At 55.9% G+C, this 24,453-nt stretch carries 22 protein-coding genes; 19 read left to right on the plus strand and 3 right to left on the minus strand.

Annotation, left to right across the window (positions count from 1 at the left end; all coding sequences use genetic code 11):
- The first annotated feature begins 389 nt into the window (after nucleotides 1–389).
- The 5 genes from ACFQUU_RS02635 (at nucleotide 390) to ACFQUU_RS02655 (ending at nucleotide 6,334) form a co-directional block, all read left to right on the plus strand.
- Nucleotides 390–596 carry a hypothetical protein gene (locus ACFQUU_RS02635; RefSeq protein ID WP_382242263.1) on the plus strand — a complete coding sequence of 69 codons (207 nt, stop codon included), beginning with the start codon at nucleotides 390–392 and terminating at the stop codon, nucleotides 594–596.
- A gap of 173 nt (nucleotides 597–769) precedes the next feature.
- Nucleotides 770–1,000: a hypothetical protein gene (locus ACFQUU_RS02640; RefSeq protein WP_057291712.1), complete on the plus strand. Its 231-nt coding sequence runs from the start codon at nucleotides 770–772 to the stop codon at nucleotides 998–1,000.
- 130 nt (nucleotides 1,001–1,130) lie between these two features.
- Nucleotides 1,131–1,643, plus strand: coding sequence for a glycine zipper 2TM domain-containing protein (locus ACFQUU_RS02645; RefSeq protein ID WP_382242266.1), 513 nt, complete (start codon nucleotides 1,131–1,133; stop codon nucleotides 1,641–1,643).
- Between the two features lie 546 nt (nucleotides 1,644–2,189).
- Nucleotides 2,190–4,415: a family 1 glycosylhydrolase gene (locus ACFQUU_RS02650; protein ID WP_382242269.1), complete on the plus strand. Its 2,226-nt coding sequence runs from the start codon at nucleotides 2,190–2,192 to the stop codon at nucleotides 4,413–4,415.
- 128 nt (nucleotides 4,416–4,543) lie between these two features.
- A complete protein-coding gene (locus ACFQUU_RS02655) occupies nucleotides 4,544–6,334 on the plus strand; it encodes a glycoside hydrolase family 2 protein (protein ID WP_382242272.1) in 1,791 nt (596 codons plus the stop codon).
- A gap of 193 nt (nucleotides 6,335–6,527) precedes the next feature.
- Here ACFQUU_RS02655 and ACFQUU_RS02660 read toward each other — a convergent pair whose 3' ends face one another.
- Complete coding sequence (locus ACFQUU_RS02660) at nucleotides 6,528–7,223, minus strand: UPF0149 family protein (protein ID WP_382242275.1); 696 nt, start codon at nucleotides 7,221–7,223, stop codon at nucleotides 6,528–6,530.
- Between the two features lie 299 nt (nucleotides 7,224–7,522).
- Here ACFQUU_RS02660 and ACFQUU_RS02665 point away from each other — a divergent pair, with 299 nt between their 5' ends.
- The 8 genes from ACFQUU_RS02665 to ACFQUU_RS02700 all read left to right on the plus strand — a co-directional run bounded on the left by ACFQUU_RS02665 (nucleotide 7,523) and on the right by ACFQUU_RS02700 (nucleotide 16,183).
- Nucleotides 7,523–7,954 (plus strand): type IV pilin protein, encoded by a 432-nt coding sequence (locus ACFQUU_RS02665; RefSeq protein ID WP_382242277.1) that lies wholly within the window; start codon nucleotides 7,523–7,525, stop codon nucleotides 7,952–7,954.
- On the plus strand, nucleotides 7,948–8,520 hold the full coding sequence (locus ACFQUU_RS02670) for a GspH/FimT family pseudopilin (RefSeq protein ID WP_382242280.1): 573 nt from the start codon (nucleotides 7,948–7,950) through the stop codon (nucleotides 8,518–8,520). Before ACFQUU_RS02665 ends, ACFQUU_RS02670 begins: the two co-directional genes overlap by 7 nt.
- Before the next feature lie 21 nt (nucleotides 8,521–8,541).
- On the plus strand, nucleotides 8,542–8,898 hold the full coding sequence (locus ACFQUU_RS02675; RefSeq protein WP_382242283.1) for a hypothetical protein: 357 nt from the start codon (nucleotides 8,542–8,544) through the stop codon (nucleotides 8,896–8,898).
- Nucleotides 8,899–8,904: 6 nt separating this feature from the next.
- Complete coding sequence (locus ACFQUU_RS02680; RefSeq protein ID WP_382242286.1) at nucleotides 8,905–10,035, plus strand: PilW family protein; 1,131 nt, start codon at nucleotides 8,905–8,907, stop codon at nucleotides 10,033–10,035.
- A complete protein-coding gene (locus ACFQUU_RS02685; protein WP_382242289.1) occupies nucleotides 10,032–10,700 on the plus strand; it encodes a hypothetical protein in 669 nt (222 codons plus the stop codon). The genes ACFQUU_RS02680 and ACFQUU_RS02685 overlap by 4 nt, the downstream gene beginning before the upstream one ends.
- Nucleotides 10,701–10,727: 27 nt before the next feature.
- Nucleotides 10,728–14,393: a pilus assembly protein gene (locus ACFQUU_RS02690; protein ID WP_382242291.1), complete on the plus strand. Its 3,666-nt coding sequence runs from the start codon at nucleotides 10,728–10,730 to the stop codon at nucleotides 14,391–14,393.
- Between the two features lie 107 nt (nucleotides 14,394–14,500).
- Complete coding sequence (locus ACFQUU_RS02695; RefSeq protein ID WP_382242294.1) at nucleotides 14,501–15,103, plus strand: energy transducer TonB; 603 nt, start codon at nucleotides 14,501–14,503, stop codon at nucleotides 15,101–15,103.
- Between the two features lie 90 nt (nucleotides 15,104–15,193).
- Nucleotides 15,194–16,183 carry a serine/threonine protein kinase gene (locus ACFQUU_RS02700; RefSeq protein WP_382242297.1) on the plus strand — a complete coding sequence of 330 codons (990 nt, stop codon included), beginning with the start codon at nucleotides 15,194–15,196 and terminating at the stop codon, nucleotides 16,181–16,183.
- An 11-nt stretch (nucleotides 16,184–16,194) separates the two neighbouring features.
- Here the strand turns inward: ACFQUU_RS02700 and ACFQUU_RS02705 are convergent, their stop codons facing one another.
- Nucleotides 16,195–16,530, minus strand: a complete 336-nt coding sequence (locus tag ACFQUU_RS02705; RefSeq protein WP_382242300.1) for a hypothetical protein — start codon at nucleotides 16,528–16,530, stop codon at nucleotides 16,195–16,197.
- Nucleotides 16,531–16,592: 62 nt separating this feature from the next.
- Nucleotides 16,593–17,039: an Lrp/AsnC family transcriptional regulator gene (locus tag ACFQUU_RS02710; protein ID WP_382242303.1), complete on the minus strand. Its 447-nt coding sequence runs from the start codon at nucleotides 17,037–17,039 to the stop codon at nucleotides 16,593–16,595.
- Nucleotides 17,040–17,180: 141 nt separating this feature from the next.
- Here ACFQUU_RS02710 and ACFQUU_RS02715 point away from each other — a divergent pair, with 141 nt between their 5' ends.
- From ACFQUU_RS02715 to ACFQUU_RS02740, 6 genes are all read left to right on the plus strand, one after another.
- A complete protein-coding gene (locus ACFQUU_RS02715; RefSeq protein ID WP_382242306.1) occupies nucleotides 17,181–18,272 on the plus strand; it encodes a saccharopine dehydrogenase family protein in 1,092 nt (363 codons plus the stop codon).
- Nucleotides 18,273–18,286: 14 nt separating this feature from the next.
- A complete protein-coding gene (locus ACFQUU_RS02720) occupies nucleotides 18,287–19,819 on the plus strand; it encodes an aldehyde dehydrogenase family protein (protein ID WP_382242309.1) in 1,533 nt (510 codons plus the stop codon).
- Nucleotides 19,820–19,963: 144 nt separating this feature from the next.
- The gene (locus tag ACFQUU_RS02725; protein WP_382242311.1) at nucleotides 19,964–20,857 is read left to right on the plus strand and encodes a DMT family transporter; all 894 of its coding nucleotides are present in this window, start codon (nucleotides 19,964–19,966) and stop codon (nucleotides 20,855–20,857) included.
- A gap of 148 nt (nucleotides 20,858–21,005) precedes the next feature.
- Entirely contained in the window at nucleotides 21,006–21,992 is a 987-nt protein-coding gene (locus tag ACFQUU_RS02730; protein WP_382242314.1) for a GlxA family transcriptional regulator, read from the plus strand.
- Between the two features lie 151 nt (nucleotides 21,993–22,143).
- Entirely contained in the window at nucleotides 22,144–23,400 is a 1,257-nt protein-coding gene (gene astC / locus ACFQUU_RS02735) for an acetylornithine/succinylornithine family transaminase (RefSeq protein WP_382242317.1), read from the plus strand.
- Between the two features lie 31 nt (nucleotides 23,401–23,431).
- Entirely contained in the window at nucleotides 23,432–24,448 is a 1,017-nt protein-coding gene (locus tag ACFQUU_RS02740) for an arginine N-succinyltransferase (protein ID WP_382242325.1), read from the plus strand.
- Nucleotides 24,449–24,453: the final 5 nt, after the last annotated feature.

The following is a 24,453-nucleotide window of genomic DNA, read 5'->3' on the forward strand; positions in this document are numbered from 1 at the left end:
ACCAAAAAGTTGCAACGAACAGGCAATCGACAGGCAATGAACAGTGGAGTAGGCAGCGGCCGGCGGCAACCATCCGGCCTCATTGAGTTTGCAGCGCAGGGGTGAAAAAATATTTAAATGTCCGGCGTGTAGCGATGCGCTATATCTGGTTTAATGAAGTGCACCGGATGCGTTGCGTAAGACCTATCCGGCGGCTCTTCAAGGTTGAGTATTGCCCGCCGCCACAAGGGTGGCGGGCTTTTCTTGCCTGACGCCGAAAGCCTGATCGGTGGCCAAACATCTGGCTGGGGTTTTTCTGTCCGTGCTGTTGGCTTTGCACGGTAGGACTATACTGATTGCAATTTGTCTCTCGGCGCAATCGTTGTCGGTTAGGGAGTGGCGGCTGAATCATGAGTGACGCAGACCATACTGAAGAGCAAAGCGAGCCTAATGGCCAGGATCGGGTCGTCGGCGCGATGCACATTGCCACATTGAAGCCGAAAGGCGCTTGCTGGTATTGTAATCAGCCGCTGGACAACATTCGGCGCTTCTGCAGTAAAACCTGCGCGGACGATTACCGTATCGAAGAAGAAGCATTCAATAATCCTTCCGCGTAGCAAGTCATACAGCGCAGTTGCTTTGGCTCGATGATAAATTTTCAATAAACATTGACCGGCCACAATGCCGGTGTAAGCGCTTTGCGAAATTGCGCAGGGTCCAGATTTCCCGTGTCGTCAAAACTGTTGATAAATAAACATTACCCACAACAAGCTTGCTACGCGGAGGCGACATGACCCCGGAAGAAATCATCACCGAGCTTAATTCCCATAACCGTGAAGTGTTATATGGAATGGATGATTTTCATCATCTAACGCATGAGCAGGTATTGCAACTAATGGATGCCGCAGCGATGCGTGGCTTCAGGCTAGGCAGCAATGTTGCGGTGTCGATGGTGCAAGGGACGTTGCTCGTCCAGTTAAGCCGCATGGTCAGCGCCAGGCCGGATATTGCTGGAGTTTAACAACCGCTCAAGGTTGAGTTTAAGAGGCGGGAAATGTCGATACATATCGTTACATATTTCCGTCATACATTTATTCGCCTCAGGCGTTTAACGACGTACGATTTAATGTTGTTATTCCCGGGAGGCAAAAATGTCCAAAACCTTGACGACGGCCGCGCTCGCGCTGGCCACTATTGCATCCGCAACTGCATCGGCAGCATTCGCAGCTGAGTTTGACGACTATGCACGGGTGCTCAGGGTGACACCCCAAATAGAGCAGGTCAATTACCCGCAGCAAGAATGCCATACTGAGTATGTGCCGGTACAGCGCCAGCAGCAGCGTGGCATCGGCGGCTCCATTGTTGGTGGCGTCGCAGGCGGTTTGCTCGGTAACCAGGTAGGTGGTGGCAGCGGTCGGGCTGTGGCCACGGCAGCCGGCGCCATCGCCGGCGCCATTGTCGGGGACCGCGTCGAAAACAGCAGCGCAGGCACGTTCACCGAACAGCAGCCGGTGCGCCAGTGCCGCCAGGTCGATAATTGGCAGACCCGCAATAACGGCTATGCGGTCACCTATGAATATCACGGTCACACCTATACAAGCATGCTGCCCTACGATCCGGGCGAGCGCCTGCGCGTGCGTGTTTCTGTTGCTCCGCGCATGTAATACCGATCCCATACTTTGAGCGGGTTTCATATTGATGTACTGTCGCCTCGGGCCGCCTTGACGCGCCGGGCGGCGCTGCTTGTCGCTTGTGTGGCCCGCACACGGCGCTCCGCGCGCCTTGCCCTGCACGCCAAATCGACCCGTTTCTCCGCACACCAATATGAAACCCGCTCTAACGCAACATGAAATCGTGGCTTTCCGCCTGTGTGCGCAGAACGGAGCGGAAGTCCTTTCTTTTCTGTGGGACGCCCTTTATGCGCCATCCCGCCCGGCGCAGTGGGAAGCTTGATAACAACCGCCACTTGGCGAAATATCAAGGAACGATTGCGGCCACTACGGGTCTTCGTTATTAACGTAATCACATCGCCATAACGAAGCGAATCAAGCCTCATGTGGTTGCTTGCTGGGAAGCAAGCAACCGCTGCCAATCAAATCGACAGACATTCGACGCACGCAGCTAAACCTACGCGTGTGCTTGATCTTTATCACTAACAGTCAGGAGACGAGTAAGGATCATTTCATTCACTTTATTTCATCTATGCGGCTATGAATCTAACCAATACGAATAGCAAGCCCTCTTCTACTTCTAATACCGTCAGCCAAAAGCCCCTGGAACTGTGGGGCGGCATCGAATGTACCGTTGTCCGGATTCAGGACAAATTCCGAAACCAAGCTGAAGAAACCGGCCATGCCAGGCGCCTGCAAGACCTTGACGCTATCGCAGGCCTCGGTATCCGGACGCTGCGCTATCCAGTCCTGTGGGAAACCATTTCGCCTGATCATCCAGACGAGTGCGAGTGGGGTTGGCATGACGAGCGCATGGCACGTATGCGGGCGCTCGGTATTTCGCCCATCGCCGGACTGGTGCATCACGGCAGCGGCCCGGCTTATACCAATCTGCTGGACTCCAGCTTTCCGGTCTTGCTGGCTCGCCACGCGGAGCGCGTTGCCCTTCGGTATCCCTGGGTCAAGCTCTTCACGCCGGTGAACGAGCCGCTGACCACGGCACGTTTCAGTGGCCTGTATGGCCATTGGCATCCGCATGGCCACGACGAGAACACCATGCTGCGCGCCCTGTATACCGAATGCCGTGGCACGGTATTGGCAATGCGCGCAATCCGGCAGCACATCCCCGATGCCAAACTGGTGCAGACCGAGGACATGGGCAAGATTTTCAGTGTCCCGCGCTTACAGCACCAGGCCGATTATGAAAACGAACGGCGCTGGCTTTCCTTTGATCTACTCTGCGGCCGCATCGATAAGACGCATTACTGGTACCAGCGCTTTATTGATGCCGGCATCGAGGCCGAGCAACTGGATGAATTTGTCAATCAGCCGTGTATCCCCGACATTATCGGCATCAATCATTACGTCACCAGCGAGCGTTTTCTCGATCATCGTTTCCGGGACTATCCACCTGCTTTTCATACGGATGCGGTTCCTTACGTTGACGTGCATGCGACGCGTGCGTACCAGGCCGACGGATTAACGGGGCCCGAGGCGCGTCTGCGTGAAGTCTGGGAGCGCTATCGTGTTCCGATTGCCGTCACTGAAGCGCACCTTGGCGGATCGCGCGATGACCAGTTGCGCTGGCTCGGGCAGGTCTGGCAAGCGGCGCAAAACCTGCGTGCCGAAGGCGCCGACATCCGCGCCGTGACCGTCTGGTCAATCTTTGGCTGCGTCGACTGGAACTCGCTGTTGACTCAGCAAAACGGCTTCTATGAAAGCGGGGTATTCGATGTGCGCGGTAAGGGCGATACGGTTCGTCCGACAGCGCTTGCCGATGCTGTTTCGGGGCTTGCCAAAGAGGGCAGATTCGATCATCCGGTGCTGGATGGGCTAGGCTGGTGGCAGCGTGGCGATCGCTTTTTTGCGCCACCGCCGCAACCGAGCATGGTCCCTTATGTCAGTAGTAGCGCCCGCAAGCTGGTGATCACAGGCGGTCGTGGCACGCTTGGCCGGGCGCTTGCCCGTGTGTGCGAGCACCGCAGTCTTGCGCATGACCTGCTGACCCGTGATGAAATGGATATCGCCGACCAGGCGTCGGTAGAAGCTGCCCTAGCGCGACACCGGCCATGGGCAGTCATTAATGCCGCCGGGTATGTGCGTGTGGCGGATGCAGCGCGTGAATCTGATCGCTGCTTCCGTGAAAACGCCGCCGGTGCGGAAATGCTTGCCCGCGCCTGTGCCAAGATGGGAATTCCCTACATCACCTTTTCTTCTGATCTGGTATTTGACGGCACGCTGGGCCGTGCCTATGTGGAAAGCGACAAGGTCTCGCCCTTGTGTGTCTACGGCAGCAGCAAGGCCGAAGCGGAGAAACGCGTGATGCAGGTTTTCCCCGACGCATTAGTAGTGCGTACCAGCGCATTCTTCGGTCCCTGGGACCGCTATAACTTTGCGCATGCGGTACTGCGCGACCTTGCGGCCGGCCGTCAGGTGGAAGCCAGCGATGAAGTCCATGTGTCACCTACCTATGTGCCCGACCTGGCGCACGCCACGATCGACCTGCTGATCGATCGCGCCAACGGCATCTGGCACCTTGCCAACCAGGGGGCTATCTCATGGTTCGAGTTCGCCGAACGAGCCGCGCGACAGGCCGGCATGGATACCGGCACGCTAGTCAGAGTCCGAGGCACCAGCAGTGGTATCACCGCCTTGACCAGTGAGCGTGGATTGATCCTTCCGAGCTTTACCAGCGCCATCGAGCGGTATGTGCAGGAGAACACCATCGCCTGGAGCGACAGCCCGTCCGAGCGCGAAGCCGCCTGAAGTCGCCCGGCTTTTGACCGGGCCTGCGAGGCGATCGTGCAAGTTCTTTGGCCGGCGTGGGAACAGCCACGTTTGGTTTCACTCCAAACGTGGTACCGCCGACCACATAAAAAGGAACAGGAACAAGAATGGCTGATTATCCATACCCGCGTCCCCAGTTGGTACGTGAGCACTGGCAACCCCTGAACGGCCAGTGGAAATTTACGTTCGATAACGACAGGAAATACACTCACCCGACTGATCCTATCCAGTGGACACATAACATCGAGGTCCCCTTTCCGCCGGAATCGCAGGCTAGCGGCGTTGGCGATCGCGGATTCAACCGCGCCTGCTGGTATCAAAGGGAGTTTGACCTTGACGCGGAGGGTGAACGCGTACTGCTGCATTTCGGTGCCGTCGACTATCATGCCGTCGTTTGGGTCAACGGTCACCGGGTGACCGAGCATGAAGGCGGGCATAGTTCTTTCTATGCGGATATTACGACGGCTCTGGGAGGTCAGACGCATCACGTCGTGACCGTGTACGTCGAAGATGATCCGCTCGATCTGTCAAAGCCACGCGGCAAACAGGACTGGCAACTCGAACCGCATTCCATCTGGTATCCGAGAACCACCGGCATCTGGCAGGCCGTCTGGCTGGAGCGCGTACCGCGCACCTATATTCAAAAGCTGCGCTGGACACCACACTTTGAAGGTTTTGAAATTGGCTGCGAGGCCTTTGTCGCCGGCGACCTTGAAGACAACCTCTCGGTCGAAGTCAGGATCAGGCATGGCCAGAAGATGCTTGCGGATGACCACTACAAGGTGATCGGCGGCGAAGCGCATCGCAAGATCGCCTTGTCCGACCCAGGCATTGACGATTCGCGCAATGAATTGCTCTGGAGCCCCGAGCATCCTACCTTGCTCGATGTCGATGTCACGCTATGGCACGACAATCAGGTTGTAGACAAGATCAAGTCCTATACGGCGTTAAGATCGGTGAATATCAACCGCGACCGCTTCATGCTCAATGGTCGTCCCTATCATCTGAAGCTGGTGCTGGACCAGGGCTACTGGCCCGATACACTGCTGTGCGCGCCTTCGGACGATGCATTGCGGCGTGACGTCGAACTTGCCAAAGCCATGGGCTTCAATGGCGTGCGCAAGCATCAGAAGATTGAAGATCCGCGCTATTTGTACTGGGCGGACAGGCTGGGCTTGCTGGTGTGGGAAGAAATGCCTTCATCGTATCGCTTCACGCCGCAGGCGATCACCCGCATGGTGCGCGAGTGGAGCGAAGTGATCGAGCGGGATTACAGCCACCCTTGTATCATCGTCTGGGTCGCATTCAACGAGTCCTGGGGCGTGCCGAACCTGACATCGATGCAGGCCCATCGCAACGCCGTTGAAGCCTTGTATCACCTGACACGCACCTTTGACTCCACGCGACCCGTCATCGGTAACGACGGCTGGGAGGCATCGGCCACCGATCTGCTCGGTATCCACGACTACGATGGCGACGCGGAACGGCTGGCGGCGCGTTATTCCTCCAATGTGACCACACAAGAGCTGTTTGACCGTAGGCGACCCGGCGGCCGCATCTTGACACTGGACGGTTATCCGCATCGTGGCCAGCCAATTATTCTTACCGAGTTCGGCGGGATTACCTATGCAAAGCGGCCTGAAGAGGGTGTGAAAAATGTATGGGGTTATTCTCTGGCAGACAGCGACCAGGAATTCCTCGACAGCTATCGCAGGCTGCTGGAAGTGGTGAATGAGACGCCGATGTTCAGCGGCTTTTGCTATACCCAGTTCGCCGATACCTTTCAGGAGGCCAATGGATTGCTCACTGCGGACCGGTCACCCAAGCTGCCGCTGGAAGAAATCTATGCCGCCACCCGCAATTTCAAGCCGAATGCGAAAAAGCAGTATGGAATTTGAGTGAAATTTGGTTTATGTTGGGCAGGACGGGGCAGGGCGTTTCGATCGGCCTCCAGCCAGCTCAATGCAGTACTGAAACAAGGCCGGCGTCGGAATCAGACTCCGGCCTTGTTTATTGGCGGTCTACAGCATGTCTTCGACACCTGCACTAACTAGCTAGTAAGCGCGCAATGTCTGAAGAGGGCAAAGCGCCTCACGCCGGTTGATCGGCTCCGCAGCACTTCTTGTATTTTTTTCCGCTGCCGCAAGGGCAGGGATCGTTCCGGCCAATCTTTGGCGCATCTCGCTGCACCTGCTGGACCGCCGACTTGCGATGCGGCTGCCAGAACCGGTGAATATGCGGAATTGCAGCTTCCAATTCGATTGCCAGCTTATGGCGCTTGACCGGATCGTCGACCAGCGCCATTTCTTCTTCCTCGATTTCATCGGCGCCCAGCAGATAAACGGGGCGCACCATATCAGTCAAGTCGGATGACCAGATCGGTTCCCATGCTTCGGCACGCAGGTTGATCCCTTCCCAGAACCCCCAGGCCCATGCTTCGGCATCGAGCAGGGTGCGGCCATCGACTTCATGTTCGCAGTAGAGGGGCTCGAATTCCTTGGGCGCGACTTCGAAGGTAATTGCCACCTCATTCATGAAGCGCGCGATCAGGCCGGTAATCCGCTCGGCTTCTTTCGGGTTCTTGAACGCCGGTCCCTTGTCGCCATGTGACCCCCAGATCACCGGCAGCCATTCCGCCATCAGAACTTCTTCCGGGCCGATCGCCAGCGCAGTGAGAAAGCCATGGAGAGAGTCCATCGTCATGCCATCGTCGGCACAGCGGTCGGACAGGAGGAACTGGTCGAGTTCCTTGAATTCTTTATCGGAGAGGGGTTCGTCGAGATGCATGGAAATATCTAAGCCAAAGCTGGAAAACACATAGTGTAAGCCGCAAACAGGAACCCAGCGACGGCGAGGCAACATTTTTGCCCACTAAAAATAAACGATGCTGCATGAACCCCCACTTTGAGCATTGTCGGGTACGTGCGAGGAAAAGCGCTCAAGGTTTTCTGTTATTCAACATCTTTATCTGCTTTTGCGCACTTATGGTTGCCGATTGTCGTTGGGAAATTGCCGCTCGTCAGCTAAACCAGGTAATTTTCCTTGGGTAAACTAATATTTCGGCAAGTGTTGAAAAAGGAATATTAATGAGATCGATTAGGAAAAGCGCGCAGGGCTTCACGCTCATAGAACTCATGGTTACTGTCGCTATCGTCGCCATCCTTGCGGCGGTCGCGCTTCCTTCATACCAGGATTATGTTATTCGGGGGCGAATTCCCGAGGCAACCAACAACCTCGCCAGTATGCGAGTGAAGCTTGAACAGTTCTTTCAAGACAACCGGACGTATGTGGGAGCGTGTACGGACAACACGGTGGCGCCAAAGCCGCAGAACGATAGCTTTACCTATTCGTGTGCACTGACAGCAGACACCTTCACGGTAACAGCACAGGGACTCGGTACGATGAGCGGGTTTTCCTACACGATTAATGAAAAAAACGAGAAGGCTACAACTGCCTTGCCTAGTTCATGGGGAAGTAGTTCTGCATGCTGGATCGTTAAAAAGGGCCAAACATGTTGAACGCCGGGCAGCGTGGCATGAGCCTCATCGAATTAATGATTGGAATAGCGATCGTTTCGATTCTGCTTATGGCGGGCATACCGGGATTTAATTTATGGATTCAAAATTCACAGAACAGGGCAGCGGCGGAGTCTATTCTCAACGGAATTCAATTGGCGCGAACGGAAGCCGTCACTCGCAATACCCAGGTACGGTTTGAATTTACCGATGACCGCGGCCTGGTTGCATGGAATGTAGGTTGTGTGGCCGTTACTGCAGATTGTCCGGCGACGATCCAGCGCCGGACAGGCAATGACGGTGCGGCCAACGCCAGGGTTGGCGTCAGTACCGCTTCTAATCCGCTACCGGCGACCACACCGATTACGAGTGGAACCGGTGTCGACGGAACTATCAGCTTTAACGGTCTGGGAAGAGTGGCAGGCACAACCGACATTACCCGTATTGACGTCACAAATGCAGGATCGAGCAACGCGAGGCGATACGTTGTCGTTATCAGCCCGGGAGGACAAATCCGGATGTGTGATCCCGCACTTTCATTTGCGACCAATCCGCAAGGCTGCAGTTAGGGAAATGCAATGAAGTCCTTTATGTCAAGTACTGGTCAACGCGGCATCGTCCTGTTGGAAGGATTGATAGCCATGCTGATTTTTTCCTTAGGGATCCTGGCCATCGTCGGGCTGCAGGCTGCTGTTACGCGGCATGCAACTGATGCCAAATACCGCGCCGACGCCAGCTTCATCGCAAACCAGTCAATCGGTCTGATGTGGGCGGACCGGAAAAATCTCGCAAATTACGAGGTGACAGATGAAGACGTCGCTACTCTGCCTTCCGGCAAGCGCACAGTTGAAGTAACGGGAGATACCGTGAAAATAACAGTGACCTGGAAAATGCCAGGCGAGGCTGCTGCGCACAACTTCATATTGGTGTCGCAGATCAGGGGATAGAGAATAATGGAACGCTACTCGGAAATCCGGAAGCGAGGGTTTGGCCTTGTCGAAATCATAGTGGGACTAGCGATGGGCATGGTTTCCATGCTAGTCATCATGCAAGTATTTTCCGTATTCGAAGGTGGGAAGCGAACGGTAACAGGCGGAGCTGATGCGCAAAGCAATGGCACGATCGCCTTGTACATGATTGAGCGCGATACGCGAATGGCAGGTTGGGGCATGGGGACATCCGGCTATGCCGGGTGCAGCTCCACCTATGCATACTGTGATGGCAGCGCCGTGTGCGGCGGATCGACAGGTGCGCTGAATCTGTCGTTTGCCCCATTAAAGATAGTCGATGGCGGTGACAGGCCGGATTCGATCTCGGTCCAATATTTTTCCGACCCGACCTTGGGCACATTCCGCATCCCCACCACAACCACCTTGCGAAGCACGATGCCCCAATCGTCTTCGGAACTCAACGTGCAAAACGTATCGGGATGCAATGTCGGCGGCATGGTACTTGTGTCACAGGCCGGCAGGTGCACGCTCATGAAGATAACGGCGGTTCAAGGACCTGCGTTGAAAATTCAGCACAATCCAGGATCTCACGGAGAGTTTAATCCGCCTGCGAATTTTCAGAATGCCAATAATTGGCCGGCTTACTCAACCGGGGCGACCTTGGCGTGTTTCGAGCCCGCTTCGAACGCAGGAACGTTTCAACGTGGGTATTCAGTAGACTACGCATCTCGTCAGCTTCGCCGAACCGACAATTCCAGCAACGCACCAGCATCCGGCGAGGAAGTGATTGCGCCTGAGATTGTAGATCTTCAGGCCCAGTATGGCATTGCTCCCGCCAATGATCAGGCCGTGAATGAATGGGTGGACGCGAAAGGCGCAACCTGGACAACGCCGACCCTGGACAACTGGAAGCGTATTAAAGCCATACGTATTGCCCTCGTGGCACGCAGCACACAGTATGAGAAGCCTGACGCCGGTACTGCTTGCACAACGACGACATCGGACACGGTGACAACATGGTCGACGTGGGCGACTTTCGATGCAAGCAAGTATTCGAACGACTGGCAGTGTTATCGGTACAAGGTATTTGAAACGGTCGTCCCCCTGCGTAATGTGATGTGGGGGAATTTATGATGCGCCAATTCATCCCGTTTTTGTGGGACAGATCCTGCGCGCACCAAGGCAGGCATTTCAATAAGCAAAGTGGTGTCGTACTGATCGTTGCATTAATCGTTCTCGTGGTCATGACACTGGCGAGTATCGCCATGGTCCGATCTGTCGATACCTCGACCATCATCGCCGGGAATCTGGCATTTCGACAAAGTGCCACCGCAAGCGGCGATGCAGGCGTGGAAGCCGCTCTGACCTGGCTAACTACAAACGCCGCAAGTCTTGAGCAGGATAACGCAGCCAATGGCTATTACGCGACCAGTCAGAACTGTCTCGATATTACCGGTAACGGAAATGTTCCGCCTCCGTCAAAATGCCCACCGCCTATTGCGGTTCTGGATTGGAACGATGCACACGCAGTGAAGACCTTACCGAAAGACGCTGCGGATAACACCATGTCATACGTCATCCACAGGATGTGCGACAGTGCTGGTCAGCTCGACGGCTCGACGTGCGCCACTGAACAAACCGCGCAAACCGGTAGCAGCCAGGGCGCTGCCCGGCAAATGACGACATATCAGCCAGGCGCTTGGGAATCCGTTGCAAATCGCGGTTATTACAGAATTACAGTGCGGGTCTCCGGACCGAGGAACACACATAGCTATGTGCAGACCATAGTCTCGCTGTAGCAATGACTTGGGTCTATAAGGACAAACATGACATACCGTAACCCTACCGCTACCGCGAAAAGCGTTTTTCAGATTTCAGCGCTACTTGCCGGGACCGCACTGTTACCGACGACCGCCTGGACTGCTGCGACGGATCTTGCCAACGTGCCCTTGGCAAATGCCACCACAACGGCTATCTATCCGAACATCGCATACGTTTTCGATGACTCCGGGTCCATGGATGATGAAAACATGCCGGATAGCGATAGTACCAATAAGGGTAACTACTGCTGGAAGTGGCACAAGTACAATACGCTGGCCTACAATCCCGCGCAAGTCTATCGCCCGCCGATCAAGGCGGATGGAACCCGGTTCCCTAATGCGGTTTTTACCTCCGCATTGAAGGACGGCTATTTTGCATCGACTGCCAAGCAATTCAACGGCAGCTCGAATAACGGCTATGTCGATATTACGTCGATCGGTGCCGTCACCACGACCAAAGCCACAATAACGCTCCCCGATCTGGGTAGCTCCAAGTACTATGCGAGCGGATTGAAAGTCACCTTGCTCGATGGTACGCAGGTCGAGTTACTGGATTCGGCTGAAGTACCAGGCAATGCCGGGACCAGCAATGAAGACACGCTTGGGGTGGCCATACGGGATAGCATCAATGCGCGAACGGCTACCACGGGTTTTTCCGCCTCATACAGTTCGTCAGGCAACAGGCTGACTATCTCGGCGCCTGAAGGTCAGGTCGGATTGACGTCAACGCCGAATCTGGCACTGGTCAAAAGATCCGGTAACAACAGAAGCGCAACCGTCAATGCTTTTGTAAATACGACGTCACCGGGGTTTTTCTATGCCACGCACAAGACGGACGTGAATAGTAAGGCGTGTGATGACGACAATGACTATGACGTCGTCATGAATAAGTCGAATATTGCAGCACCTAATACCACTGCCGGAAGCGCCGATGCGTTGACCAACTATGCCAACTGGTATTCCTATTACCGTAAGCGGGCTTTTCTTGCCAAGGCAGGTATTGGTGAGGCGTTTAGCGAACTGGATCAGGACAAGTACCGGATCGGATTGTTTTTTATTAATAGTATCGAGTCCGGCGTAGGATCGACCAATCACGATCTCATCATCGACACATTCTCATCAACCCATCGTTCCAATTGGTTTGACAGGTTATATAGCGCACGCATGGACGGCTATACTCCTTTGCGTGGCGCTCTGTCTCGCATGGGACGGATGTATGCCGGTCAGATTTCCGGATGGGATCCTGTGCAATATTCCTGCCAAAGGAATTACACCATTTTGTCTACCGACGGGTACTGGAACAATGACACCGAAACATCGTCTTATGGACCGAAGAAAATGGACGGTTCGACCAACGTGGGAGACCAGGACGGTGTGGCAGGGGTCACGCGTCCCGAGCTGGACAGTTCAAAAGCGCAGAATACGCTGGCCGACGTCGCCTACTATTACTACCATACTGACCTTCGCCCCGGCACTTGTGCCAGTCCTGATGTATGCAAGGACAACGTCTCGCCCACAGGTACCGATCCCAAAGTAGACGACATCGCGCAGCACCAGCATATGACAACGTTTACGGTCGGTCTTGGCGTTGATGGGGCCTTGACCTATCAGGATGGATATAAAACCAGTACATCCGGCGATTACTTCAATATTAAACAGGGAACCAAGAACTGGCCGAATCCAATTTCCAACACGACGACCGCGCGTATCGATGATTTGTGGCACGCGGCAGTCAATGGTCGCGGTACCTATTTCAGCGCAAAGGATCCGGATAGCCTTGCCGATGGTCTTGGCAGCGCCCTGAAATCGATAGACAGCAAAACTGGTAGCGGTGCCGCTGCCGCGACAAGTAACCTGCAACCTACAACCGGTGACAATGCCATTTATATTGCGACCTACCGGACCCTGAAATGGGATGGTCAAATCAGTGCCTATACGGTTGATCTGACGACGGGCGCCATATCGTCAACCCCGACGTGGCAGGGTGCGTCTTTACTTCGTTCCAAAATCGCTGCAAGTGGTGACAGCGACAGCCGCACGATCTATACCGCAAATGGCACATCAAGGACTCTGTTCAAGGCTGGGACAGGCGGACTGACGGCTGCACAGGAAGCGTACTTCGATACCTCGAAGCTTACGCAATATTCAGACTGGTCGACAAGCCAGAAAACCACAGCGACCGCTTCTTCACTCATCAACTATTTACGAGGGCAGGACCGTTTTGAGGACCAGGAAAGAGATGCAAAAACTTACGGCGATTATTCCCGCCTTTACCGGGACAGGGAAGAGATTCTCGGCGACATCATCCACGCGCAACCGGTGTATGTAAAAGTACCTCCGCATAATTTTGTTGATGACGGATACGCAGACTTCAAGGCGCAGCATCTTGATCGTGCGGCTACGTTATACGTCGCCGCAAACGACGGCATGCTGCACGCATTCGATGCAACGACGGGGACGGAACGCTGGGCATATATTCCGCCAATTATCCTGCCTGAGCTCTGGCGGCTTGCCGATTCGGAATACGGAACGAATCACCGGTTTTATCTGGATGGTCCATTAACAGTCACCGATGCCAAAATTGGCACAAGCTGGAAAACGATCTTGATCGGTGCACTTGGAAAAGGTGGACGCGGTTATTACGCGCTCGACGTCACTGATCCCGCGGATCCTAAACCAATGTGGAATTTTTCGGCTGCTGATAAAGATAACGTCGGGTATAGCTACGGTATCCCTTACGTGACCAAACTAGCCGATGGCTCATGGGTTGCGATTGTTACGTCGGGCTATAACAATATTCCTGAAGGGAGCAATTATCCAAATGCCGACGGCAAGGGCTATGTCTATGTCCTGAATCTTGCAAATGGCAGCGTCATCAAAACCATTCCGACAAACGAAGGTTCGGTAGACAATCCTGGCGGTTTGGCCAAAGTAAATGTGAAAGTCAGAGAGTTTTCAGTGGATAACACGGCAGTTGCCGCATATGGCGGAGACTTGCTTGGCAACATGTGGCGTTTTGACCTGAATGCGGGTACGGCACATAAGCTCGCCGCAATGGGCACTGAAAAGCCGATTATGGCCTCACCGGAAATCGCCGATGTCGATGGAAAGAACGTCGTGTACTTTGGTAGCGGTCGCTATCTGGGTACCACAGACCTATCAAGCACCACTGTCCAGTCCATTTATGCGGTCCGCGACGATGGTTCGACAACGATTACCGGCACCTCACAGCTCATCCAGCAACAGGTTTCAGGAAATGGAGTATCCCGATCAGGTTCAAAGGATGCAGTTGACTGGACCACGGATTTCGGTTGGTACATAGATCTTCCCGATAGTGGCGAGCGCGTTACTGTTGACCCCCAGCTTTATTTCGGCACATTGGTCATGGCCACTACCGTTCCCGAAGCTTCGGCGTGCCAGCCCGGTGGCTACAGTTGGCTGTATCAGCTGGATTATCGCACTGGCGGATATGTGGGAAGCACAACGACGGTTGCCTCCAAATTTACGTCGCCCATCGTTGGTGTGACCGTATCCAAACTGCCTGGTGGGAAGCCTGTTACTTATCCAATTACAGCCGACGGACAGAAGCCCGTACCGATCGACATGAGGATTGCGCCTGCTGGAAGCGCTGGCGGAGCAAAGCGCGTTCTATGGCGTGAATTATTTGATTGATTATCGGTGTTTAACACTCCGGATTTTTCCAGGCTGCTGCGACTGTTTCAATTGGTGACTTACCGAAAAATGCCAGTATGGCCAATTCCATTACCTGATGATTTCTGATGAAGTCACGATATCGCAATAGTGCGTTCATTGGTTCAATAGCTGTGCATGTTGGCATGGTCTTCTGGATCAGCGCAAGTTCATCCACAACGAGCGCCGCAGGCAGTGCGTCGCAAAGCAAGCCGGCAATGTCGGTATATTTCGTACAGAATCAAGAGGCTGTGCGGGAAAAGTTATCGCAGGTCCAGCTGGGTCAGCAACATAGTGCAATAGCCGACAACGCACTAAAGAACGGAAACCTTGCAGAGCTTGGCCAAGATCCGCAAAATTCGGTGCTCTCTGTAGTGAAGCCTCCCGAACCTCGTTATTTTCGGCCTAGTGAGCTGACTGAATTTCCGGTGGTAATCCGGGATATCTCCAGTCAGTTAGCAATTTCAGGCGTTCCATCCCAAACGCTCATTCTGAGATTGTTTATCAATGACGATGGCAGTGTTATTCGTGTCGTCGTCGAGGATTCGTATCTGCAGGAAAAAGCAGAGCATCAGATTGTCGATGCTTTCAAGCAGGCAAAATTTACACCGGGAAAAATCGGGCGTATTGCTGTCAGAAGCCAGATCAAAATTCAAGTGATGCTGGAAGATGCGGACCGATCTCCCGCCTGATGCCTGATCCTGTATGAATAAGAAGCATGGTGATTGCTCGATGGCACGGTGACCTTCGCCATTGCGATCATAAGCGCCTACAATGACGGCATGACTCCACCGAATGCACATCCATTTTCATCCCTTACTCCTGACGCGGTGCTTGATGCACTGGAAAGCGTTCGACTCTTTAGCGATGGGCGTCTTTTAGCGCTCAATAGCTTCGAAAACAGGGTGTACCAGATTGGAATGGAAGAGGGAGCTCCATTGATCGCCAAGTTTTACCGGCCCGAGCGCTGGTCTGACGAAGCGATTTATGAAGAACATATGTTTACCAAGGCCTTGGCGGATCAGGAAATTCCCGTCATCGCTCCACTGGAGATCGCCGGCCACACCCTGCACACCCACGCCGGATATCGCTTTACGGTGTTTCCTCGCCAGGGCGGTCGCGCACCTGAGCTCGACGACAGCGCCACACTGGAATGGATGGGCCGCTTCATCGGTCGCATTCACGCAGTCGGCGCGATTGAGCCCTTCCAGTCAAGACCGCAACTCGACGTGGAAACCTTCGGAGTCGAGCCGCTGGACTACCTGATTGCCAACCGCTTTATTCCCGACGATCTTGAACAGGCTTATCGGAGCATCGTGCAGCAATGCCTGGACGGCGTGCGGCGCTGCTATGACCGGGCAGGCGATGTGGCAATGCTGCGCCTGCATGGCGACTGCCATGTGGGGAATGTGCTGTGGACCGATGCAGGACCCCATTTTGTGGATTTTGACGACAGCCGGATGGGGCCGGCGATCCAGGATCTGTGGATGCTGTTGTCCGGTGAGCGGAGCGACATGGTGCAGCAGTTATCGGACGTTCTGGCAGGGTACGAAGATTTCTACGACTTCAATCCACGTGAACTTTTTCTGATCGAAGCCTTGCGTACGCTGCGCCTGATTCATTATTCAGGGTGGCTGGCGCGACGCTGGGATGACCCCGCGTTTCCGGTTGCCTTCCCCTGGTTTAATACGCAGCGCTATTGGCAGGACCGGATACTCGAACTGCGCGAGCAGGCGGCCCTGATGGATGAGCCGCCCTTGTGGCCAGCATGACTGTTGCCGGTTTAGACGCGTTGTGCCGCAGCGGCCAGCGCGTCGAGATTCGCGATAATCCTGTCGGTTGACGGATCGCTGTTGGCGATCAGGACCGCGCGTTCGATCGCATCGTCGCGGGCTGTCTTCGGGAAGTAGTGCAGCAGGTAGTCGCCATTGTCGATGCCGCCGCCGCGCGGATCATCCTTGCCAAGCTTGCGCACATACCAGACGGCGTAGCCATTGGACTCTTCGCTGCAATAAACCTCCACCGAATGATGCGGCCCGAGCGGATGCTCATTCGGATCGGTGAACCAGACAACCTTGCGCCACAAGTGGTTTTTTTTTGATTCTGAAATGGAATGCATGTGTTTCTCCTTGAGGGCCGCCGCGCGTTCATCTGAACGAACCTTGGCCGCATTTGATGTCTTCAGACTGGACTTCGGTCAATCCGCTTGGTCAGGATGATGGAGGTCGACGTCTGACGCACGCCGTCGATTGCGCCGATCTGGTCAAGCAGGCGATCGAGTTCGCCGGTCGACTGGCAACGCAGTGTCAGCATGTAATCCACCGGTCCGCTGACGGCGCATAAGGTCTCGACTTCCGCCATGCGCTGCAGTAGTTTGACCAGCGAGGCTGCCTTTCCGGGATCGACGGCAATGCCCACGTAGGCGCGTACTGCCGGCTGGTACAAATCCTGGTTCAGGCGCACCCCATAGCCGGCAATGACGCCGCGTTTTTCAAGATTGCTGATACGTGCAATCGCCGTGGTGCGCGCGATGTCGACCCGCTTGGCGATGGTAGCTACCGGCATGCGGGCGTCATCCATCAACAAGGCGAGGATTTTATTGTCGATCTCGTCGAGTACCGGTTTCATATTAGGCGAAGTGTCTTGAAGTTTCGACGTTTTGTAGTGGAATGATACATTATGACGACGCTTTGCTCCCTATCTTCTGACCAGGCTCGCCCTTACACTTTTTGCATGGCCAGCCCGGTCCATTGACAAGAAGAGAGCCACATGAAAAACAAACTGATCCTCCTCGGTGCAGGAAAAATCGGCGATGCCATCCTTAATCTTCTGTCGCACAGCGGCGACTATACATTGACAGTGGCGGACCGCGATCCGCAGCGTCTCGCCCATGTGCATCAGATGAATTTTCCTGATGTGACGACAGTCTCTGTCGACATCGGCAATGCAAAAGCGGTGACAGAGTTGATCCACGGTCACGACATTGCGATTTCCGCCTGTCCCTATTTTCTGACGCCGGTCATTGCGGGTGCGGCAAAGAAAGCCGGCGCGCATTATTTTGACCTGACCGAGGATGTGGAAAGCACGCGCATCGTCAAGCAACTCGCCGAAGGCGCCGCGACGGCATTTGTTCCCCAATGCGGGCTCGCACCGGGCTTTATTTCCATTGTCGCCTATGACCTCGCCAGCCGTTTCGATACGCTGCGCGACGTCAATATGCGCGTCGGGGCATTACCTACCTTCCCGAGCAACGCGCTGAAATATAACCTTACCTGGAGTACCGACGGCCTGATCAATGAATACTGCAATCCCTGCGAAGCCATCGTGGACGGCGGGCTGCGCGAAGTATCGCCGCTGGAGGAGGTCGAGCATTTCTCGCTCGATGGTATCGACTATGAAGCCTTCAATACCTCGGGCGGTCTCGGCACCCTGTGCGAGAGCCTGGCCGGCAAGGTACAGAACCTGAATTACAAGACAGTCCGCTACCCGGGGCACCGCGATATCATCAAGATGCTGGTACGTGACTTGCAACTCGGCTTGCTGGAGCGGCGACCGATTCTGAAGGAAGTGCTGGAATCATCGATTCCCATGACCCGACAGGACGTCGTGCTGGTTTTTGCCAGCGTGTGCGGCCAGCGGGAAGGCCGCCTGGAACAGGAGACCTATGCCCGGAAGATCTACAGCCAGCCGGTCAATGGCCAGTTGTTGTCAGCGATTCAGATCACGACGGCGGCTGGCATCTGTACCATGGTGGACCTCGTCATGCAGGGCCGTTTGCCGAAGCGCGGATTGATCCGCCAGGAACAGGCAAGTCTGCAAGATTTTCTCGACAATCGCTTTGGCCGTGTCTATGCGGTCTGAGAAAGGAAAGCAACATGGAAACGATCAAGGATGTGCTGACGCAATTGGGTGTCATGGGTGTCCCGGGTATCCTGGATGTTGAGCTTTCCGCTCATGCAGGCAATGCGGTGCGCAGCATCTCACCGATCAATGGCGAAGTATTGGCAAGCCTGCGTGCCGACACGCAACAGGAGGCGACTGAAAAAATCTCCCGCGCGCATCGTGCTTTCCATGTTTGGCGTACGGTGCCCGCACCGCGCCGCGGTGAGCTGGTGCGACTGTTTGGAGAAGAGCTACGCGCACACAAGGACGCGCTTGGCCGGCTGGTCACGATGGAGGCCGGCAAGATCCTGCAGGAAGGCTTGGGAGAGGTGCAGGAAATGATCGACATTTGCGACTTCGCTGTCGGCCTGTCACGGCAGCTTTATGGACTTACGATCGCGTCAGAACGCCTGGGACACAGGATGATGGAAACCTGGCATCCGCTGGGCGTGGTCGGTGTGATTTCGGCGTTCAACTTCCCGGTCGCGGTCTGGTCGTGGAATGCGGCATTGGCTTTTGTCTGCGGCAATAGCGTGGTCTGGAAACCATCGGAAAAAACGCCATTGACCGCTGTCGCGGTGCAAGCCTTGTTCGACAGGGCATGTAAGCGATTTGACAGCGACGCGCCGGAGGGCTTGTCGCAACTGCTGATTGGCGGCAGCGATATCGGACAGGTACTGGTCGATGATACGCGCGTCCCGCTTGTCAGCGCCACGGGAAGCACGCGCATGGGACGTGCGGTCGCGCAGCGTTGCGCGCAACGGCTGGCACGTTCGCTGCTTGAACTGGGAGGCAACAATGCGATGATCGTCGCACCCAGTGCCGACCTGGAACTGGCCGCGCGCGCTATCGTCTTTTCCGCGGTCGGTACGGCGGGGCAGCGCTGTACCAGTTTGCGCCGACTGTTTGTGCATCGGCAGATTTACGACAGCCTCGTCCCGCGCCTGCAGAAAATCTATGGCACGCTTGCGGTCGGCAATCCGCTGGAAGCCGGCAAACTGATCGGCCCGTTGATCGACGCCGGGGCCTTCGAGGCGATGCAGCTTGCGCTGGACAAGGCGAGGGCCGATGGCGGCCAGGTATCCGGAGGTGACCGGGTGCAAGTAGCCGCTTTCGAACGCGGCTATTACGTGCGTCCGGCGCTGGTGGAGATGCCGGAACAGACCCAGATCATGCATCACGAGACCTTTGCGCCCATTCTCTATGTCGTGCGTTACGATGCGCTTGAACAGGCGATCGAATGGAATAACGCCGTGCCGCAAGGACTGTCGTCAAGCATCTTTACCACCGATATCCGCGAAGCCGAATTGTTCATGTCCGCAACGGGGAGCGACTGCGGCATCGCCAACGTCAACATCGGTCCGAGCGGTGCGGAAATCGGTGGCGCGTTTGGCGGAGAAAAGGACACCGGCGGCGGCAGGGAATCCGGGTCCGATGCCTGGAAGGCCTACATGCGGCGGGCCACCAATACCGTCAATTACAGTCATGCGCTACCGCTTGCGCAGGGCATCAGCTTCGATATCTGATCGATTCTAAAATACAGGCTTGTCCCGAAACTTGCCTCACCCAGCCAGCGTACATCACTGGCCGGGTGCGTCTTGTACCTCAACTCGATGCATGCGGCGCCAAGAACACCGATAATAGGCGGCTTTCCACTTTTCAGGTTTTTCATGCTGATTCCGCTTCGATTTCGCGGTGTTCTCGCTTTGCTCATCGTCACCATGGTATGGGGGACCACCTTCCCTGCAATGAAAGACTTGTCGAACCATTTCTCAGCGGTGTGGATTGCCTTCCTTCGCTTTGCGATGGCAAGCCTGCTGTTGCTGCCTTTCATGCTCAAGGCACGGCGCCCGGATTTCATCTGGGGCGGGGTGCTCGGCATGATGCTTTTTGCCGCCTTCATGTTGCAGGTAGAGGCGTTGGGCCAGATGAGCGCAAACCGCAATGCATTCATCACGGGCCTGAACGTACTGATCGTTCCCTTGCTGGGCATACTTGCCGGCCGCATGCCGGAAAACCGCATCATCGCCGCCGTACTGCTGGCCATCGCCGGCTTGTTTGCCATGTGCTGGGACGGCGGTGGATGGAGCAGCGGCGACACTATGGCATTGTGCGGCGCGCTGTGCTTTGGCGTGTACGTCAAGCTGATGGAAACCCTGACGCGTAAAGCCAGCGATCTGATGGCGCTCACCGCGATGCAGATTTTGACGGTGGCCTGCCTGGCGGGCGCGGCGATCATGGTAGTGACACCCGAACATTTGACGATGGAACAGCTCCGGCAGGGCGTCAGCGACAACATGGCAAACCTTGCCTATCTTGGCGCCTTCGCCACGGCGGCGATCATTGCCCTGCAAACCTGGGGACAGCGACACAGCAGTGCGAACGAAGCGGCGATCGTGTATGCGTTCGAGCCGGCTTGCGCCGCGATTGCCGCCTATTTCTGGCTGGCGGAAACCATGACCAGTCGCAGCGTGTTTGGCGGATTTCTGTTGATTCTCGGCATGATTGTGAGCCAATGGGCGCCGCGTCAGCGGCGGTCGCTAGCCGTTGCCTCGAACGGATAAAGCAAGGCATGATCAAGGACCGCAGGTGCCTGTTTGATCATGTCGAAGATTTTTTGAATGCGACGGACTTTTGCAGAATTCCGGCAAGCCTCTTGGTAGACTGGCATTGTTGGCACACAATGGCGTTCCGGACACCTCTCCCTGATCCATGCCATTTGCCAGCCTGTCCAGCCTTGCACGGAATACGCCGCTACGCATCCTGATTGTCGATGCGGCGCAAACCTATTCCCTGACGCTTTCCGGGGTGGTGCATCCGCTGCAGGCGGCGAGCGGCATTCTCGGTCCAGCGCTCCTGTCAGTCGAGGTAGTGCCTTTTGGTGACTTCATTGGAGGCGACACAAGAGGCCGTATGGCGTCGACGCCATACCTGCCTGCCGCACATATTGCCTTGGTGGCCGGTGATGAAGATTGCCCACCTCTTGCGCCTGCGGAATCACGTGCGCTGGTCGAAGGCTTGCGAACGGCCCCAGTATGGGGCGCTGTTGGCGGCCCCGTATTGTGGCTCGCACGTGCAGGTGTGATGGAAGGGGTACGAACGGCCTTGCCCTGGTCTCTCTATCCCGATACCGATGAAGTTGCCGAACATGCAATCCTGACACCCAACCTGTTCGAACTGGATAGCAAACGGCTATCCTGCTGCGGCGGGTCGGCCAGCATCGACTTTACCCTGACAGTGATTGGCGAGTTATTTGGCCCCGATGTGCAAGCGCAGGTTAAGGAGAAGCTGTGTGTCGATCGAATCCGCAGTCATTCCGATCGCCAACGCATGGCGCTTCAGGCGCGATTCGGCGTATTGCAACCAAAGTTGTCGGAAGCGGTGTCATTGATGGAAGCCAACATCGAAGAGCCGCTCGCTACCGACGATCTTGCCAGTCTGGTCGGTATTTCGCGTCGCCAGCTGGAAAGGCAGTTCAAACAATATCTCGGCAGTGTGCCATCGCGTTACTACCTCGAATTACGCCTGCAACGGGCGCGGCAGCTACTTCTTGATTCCAGTCACTCGATTGTCCAGGTCGGACTGATGTGCGGATTTTCATCGGGATCGCATTTTTCAACTGCGTATAGCACCTTGTTTGGTATTTCTCCCCGCGAAGAACGCCAGCGGAAACTTCTGCCGGAGCGGCGGCCTGCGTGATACTGAGCAATATAAACAGCATGAACAATGGCAATGCGAACCACTCAATAGGGCATGCGCTGCGAATTGTTGAAAGTCGGCGTCGCAGTTTTAAAAGAGTTTGTGCTACGCACTACCTATAATTTCCCTACACGATGAAACGGAGCCTGTAATGAATGCCATTCCACGACCTGACAACGAAGCAATTTTCCATGCAGACCCGGTCAGCCGCCAGACTTTCAATGAAGTCATGGTGCCGACCTACGCACCGAGCGACATGGTGCCGGTCAGGGCGCAGGGCCTGGATCTGTGGGATCAACAGGGCAAACAATATCTTGATCTTACCGCAGGCATTGCCGTTACCAGTCTTGGACACTCTCATCCCGCCGTCGTCGAGGCCTTGCGTACCCAGGCAGACAAGCTGTGGCATGTCGGCAATGGCTATACCAACGAACCCGTGCTGCAACTGGCACGCGCGCTGACCGAGGCGACCTTCGCCGATCGCGCCTTCTTCTGTAACTCGGGCGCCGAAGCCAATGAAGCCGCCTTCAAGCTGGCGCGCAAATATGCGCACACGAAGTTTGGCCCGCACAAGTCACGCATTGTCTCCTGCGTGAATTCCTTTCACGGCCGCACCCTGTTTACTGTCTCGATTGGCGGCCAGCCCAAGTACACCGAAGGCTTCGAGCCACTGCCGGCGGAACTGAGCCACGTTCCCTTCAATGACATCGAGGCGGCGCGCGCCGCCATTGGCGACGATGTCTGTGCGGTGGTCGTGGAACCGGTGCAAGGCGAGGGCGGTGTACTGCCGGCCGACCCGGCTTACCTGAATGCCTTGCGGGAATTCTGCGATGCGCGCGGCGCACTGCTGATTTTCGATGAAGTCCAGTGCGGGATGGGGCGCACCGGCAAGCTGTTCGCCTATATGGGCTATGGCGTAATACCCGACATCCTGACCGCGGCCAAGGCACTTGGTAACGGGTATCCGGTCGGCGCCATGCTGACCACCGAAATGATCGCCGCAGCATTTTCCGCCGGCTCGCATGGCACTACCTATGGCGGTAATCCGCTGGCGGCAACGGTGGCGCTGCGCGTGCTGCAGATCATCAATACTCCCAACTTCCTGGCACGCGTCAATCAAGCGGCCGAGCGCCTTGTCAGCAAGCTTAATGGTGTCGTGCGCGATTATCCGCAGGTCTTTTCCCTGGTCAGGGGGAGCGGGCTGATGCTGGGCATGGTGCTGGCCGACAGTTATCGCGGCAAGGCGAAGGACATCATCAAGGCGGCGGAAGCGCAGGGACTGATGCTGCTGATCGCCGGCCCCGATGTGGTGCGGCTGCTGCCCGCGCTCGTGATCAGCGACGCGCAGATCGACGAAGGTGTTGCCCGCATGCGTGCAGCGCTCGACACGCTAGCAACCTCACAATAATCGATGCAGCAGGCATAGACTGGAGAGCCCCATGTTCGTCGTCCGGCCCGTAGCATTAGCCGATATCCCGGTGCTCGAAACCCTGGCCGCCGTCGCGACACCGGGCGTCCATACCTTGCCGCGCACCCGCAAAACCATCGAGCGCTCGGTGGAGCGTTCGATCGCATCGTTCTCCTCGCAACCCGATGTGCCGAGCGAGGAAACCTACTTTTTTGTCATGGAAGGGCCGGATGGCGCGATTGCCGGCACTGCGGCGATTGCCGCGACTGCCGGTGCGTCAGGTACCTTTTTCGCGTTTCGCAATGATGTGCTGAGCCAAGTGTCGCGCGACCTCAATATCAGTCACAACGTGCATGCATTGACACTTTGTTCCGATCTGACCAGCCATTCACAGCTGTCGAGTTTTTACCTGCGTGAGCGGCGTGCCGGCGACAGCGCCGCCTTGCTGTCGCGGGCGCGGCTGCTGTTTGCCGCCGTCGCACCGCATCGTTTCAGCGACAAATTCTTTGCATCGATGTCGGGCATGACGGATGCCGATGGCCGCTCGCCTTTCTGGGAAGCGCTCGGCCGCAAATTCTTTGGCATGGATTTTCTGGAAGCGGAACGCATGATCGAAGGTGCGCGTAACCGGACGCTGATCGTGGAATTGATGCCGCATTACCCGGTCTATGTGCCGCTGCTACCCGGGGACGCGCAGGCTGCGCTGGGGCAGGTGCACAGCGAGGGAGAATTGCCGTTCCGGATTTTGTCGGACGAAGGCTTCGAACCCGACGAATATGTCGATATCTTTGACGGCGGCCCGGTACTGCGGGCGCACAAGAATGCGCTGCGTTCGTTTTCAGAATCGATGGAGTGCAGGGCAGGGGCCGGCCATACCGACGGAGATATCGAAACCTGCCTGATCGCTACCGTACGCGAAGACCGCTTCCGCGCGACGGTCACGCGCTGTGCATCGCCGGAAGTCAGCGAGGATATCCTGCTCTCGCAGGATGCCATGCGCAGCCTTGATGTGGTTGAAGGCGATCCTGTCCTGTGGGTGAAACTATGAGCCAG

This window comes from Herbaspirillum sp. GCM10030257 (assembly GCF_042666555.1).
Lineage (GTDB): Bacteria > Pseudomonadota > Gammaproteobacteria > Burkholderiales > Burkholderiaceae_D > Noviherbaspirillum.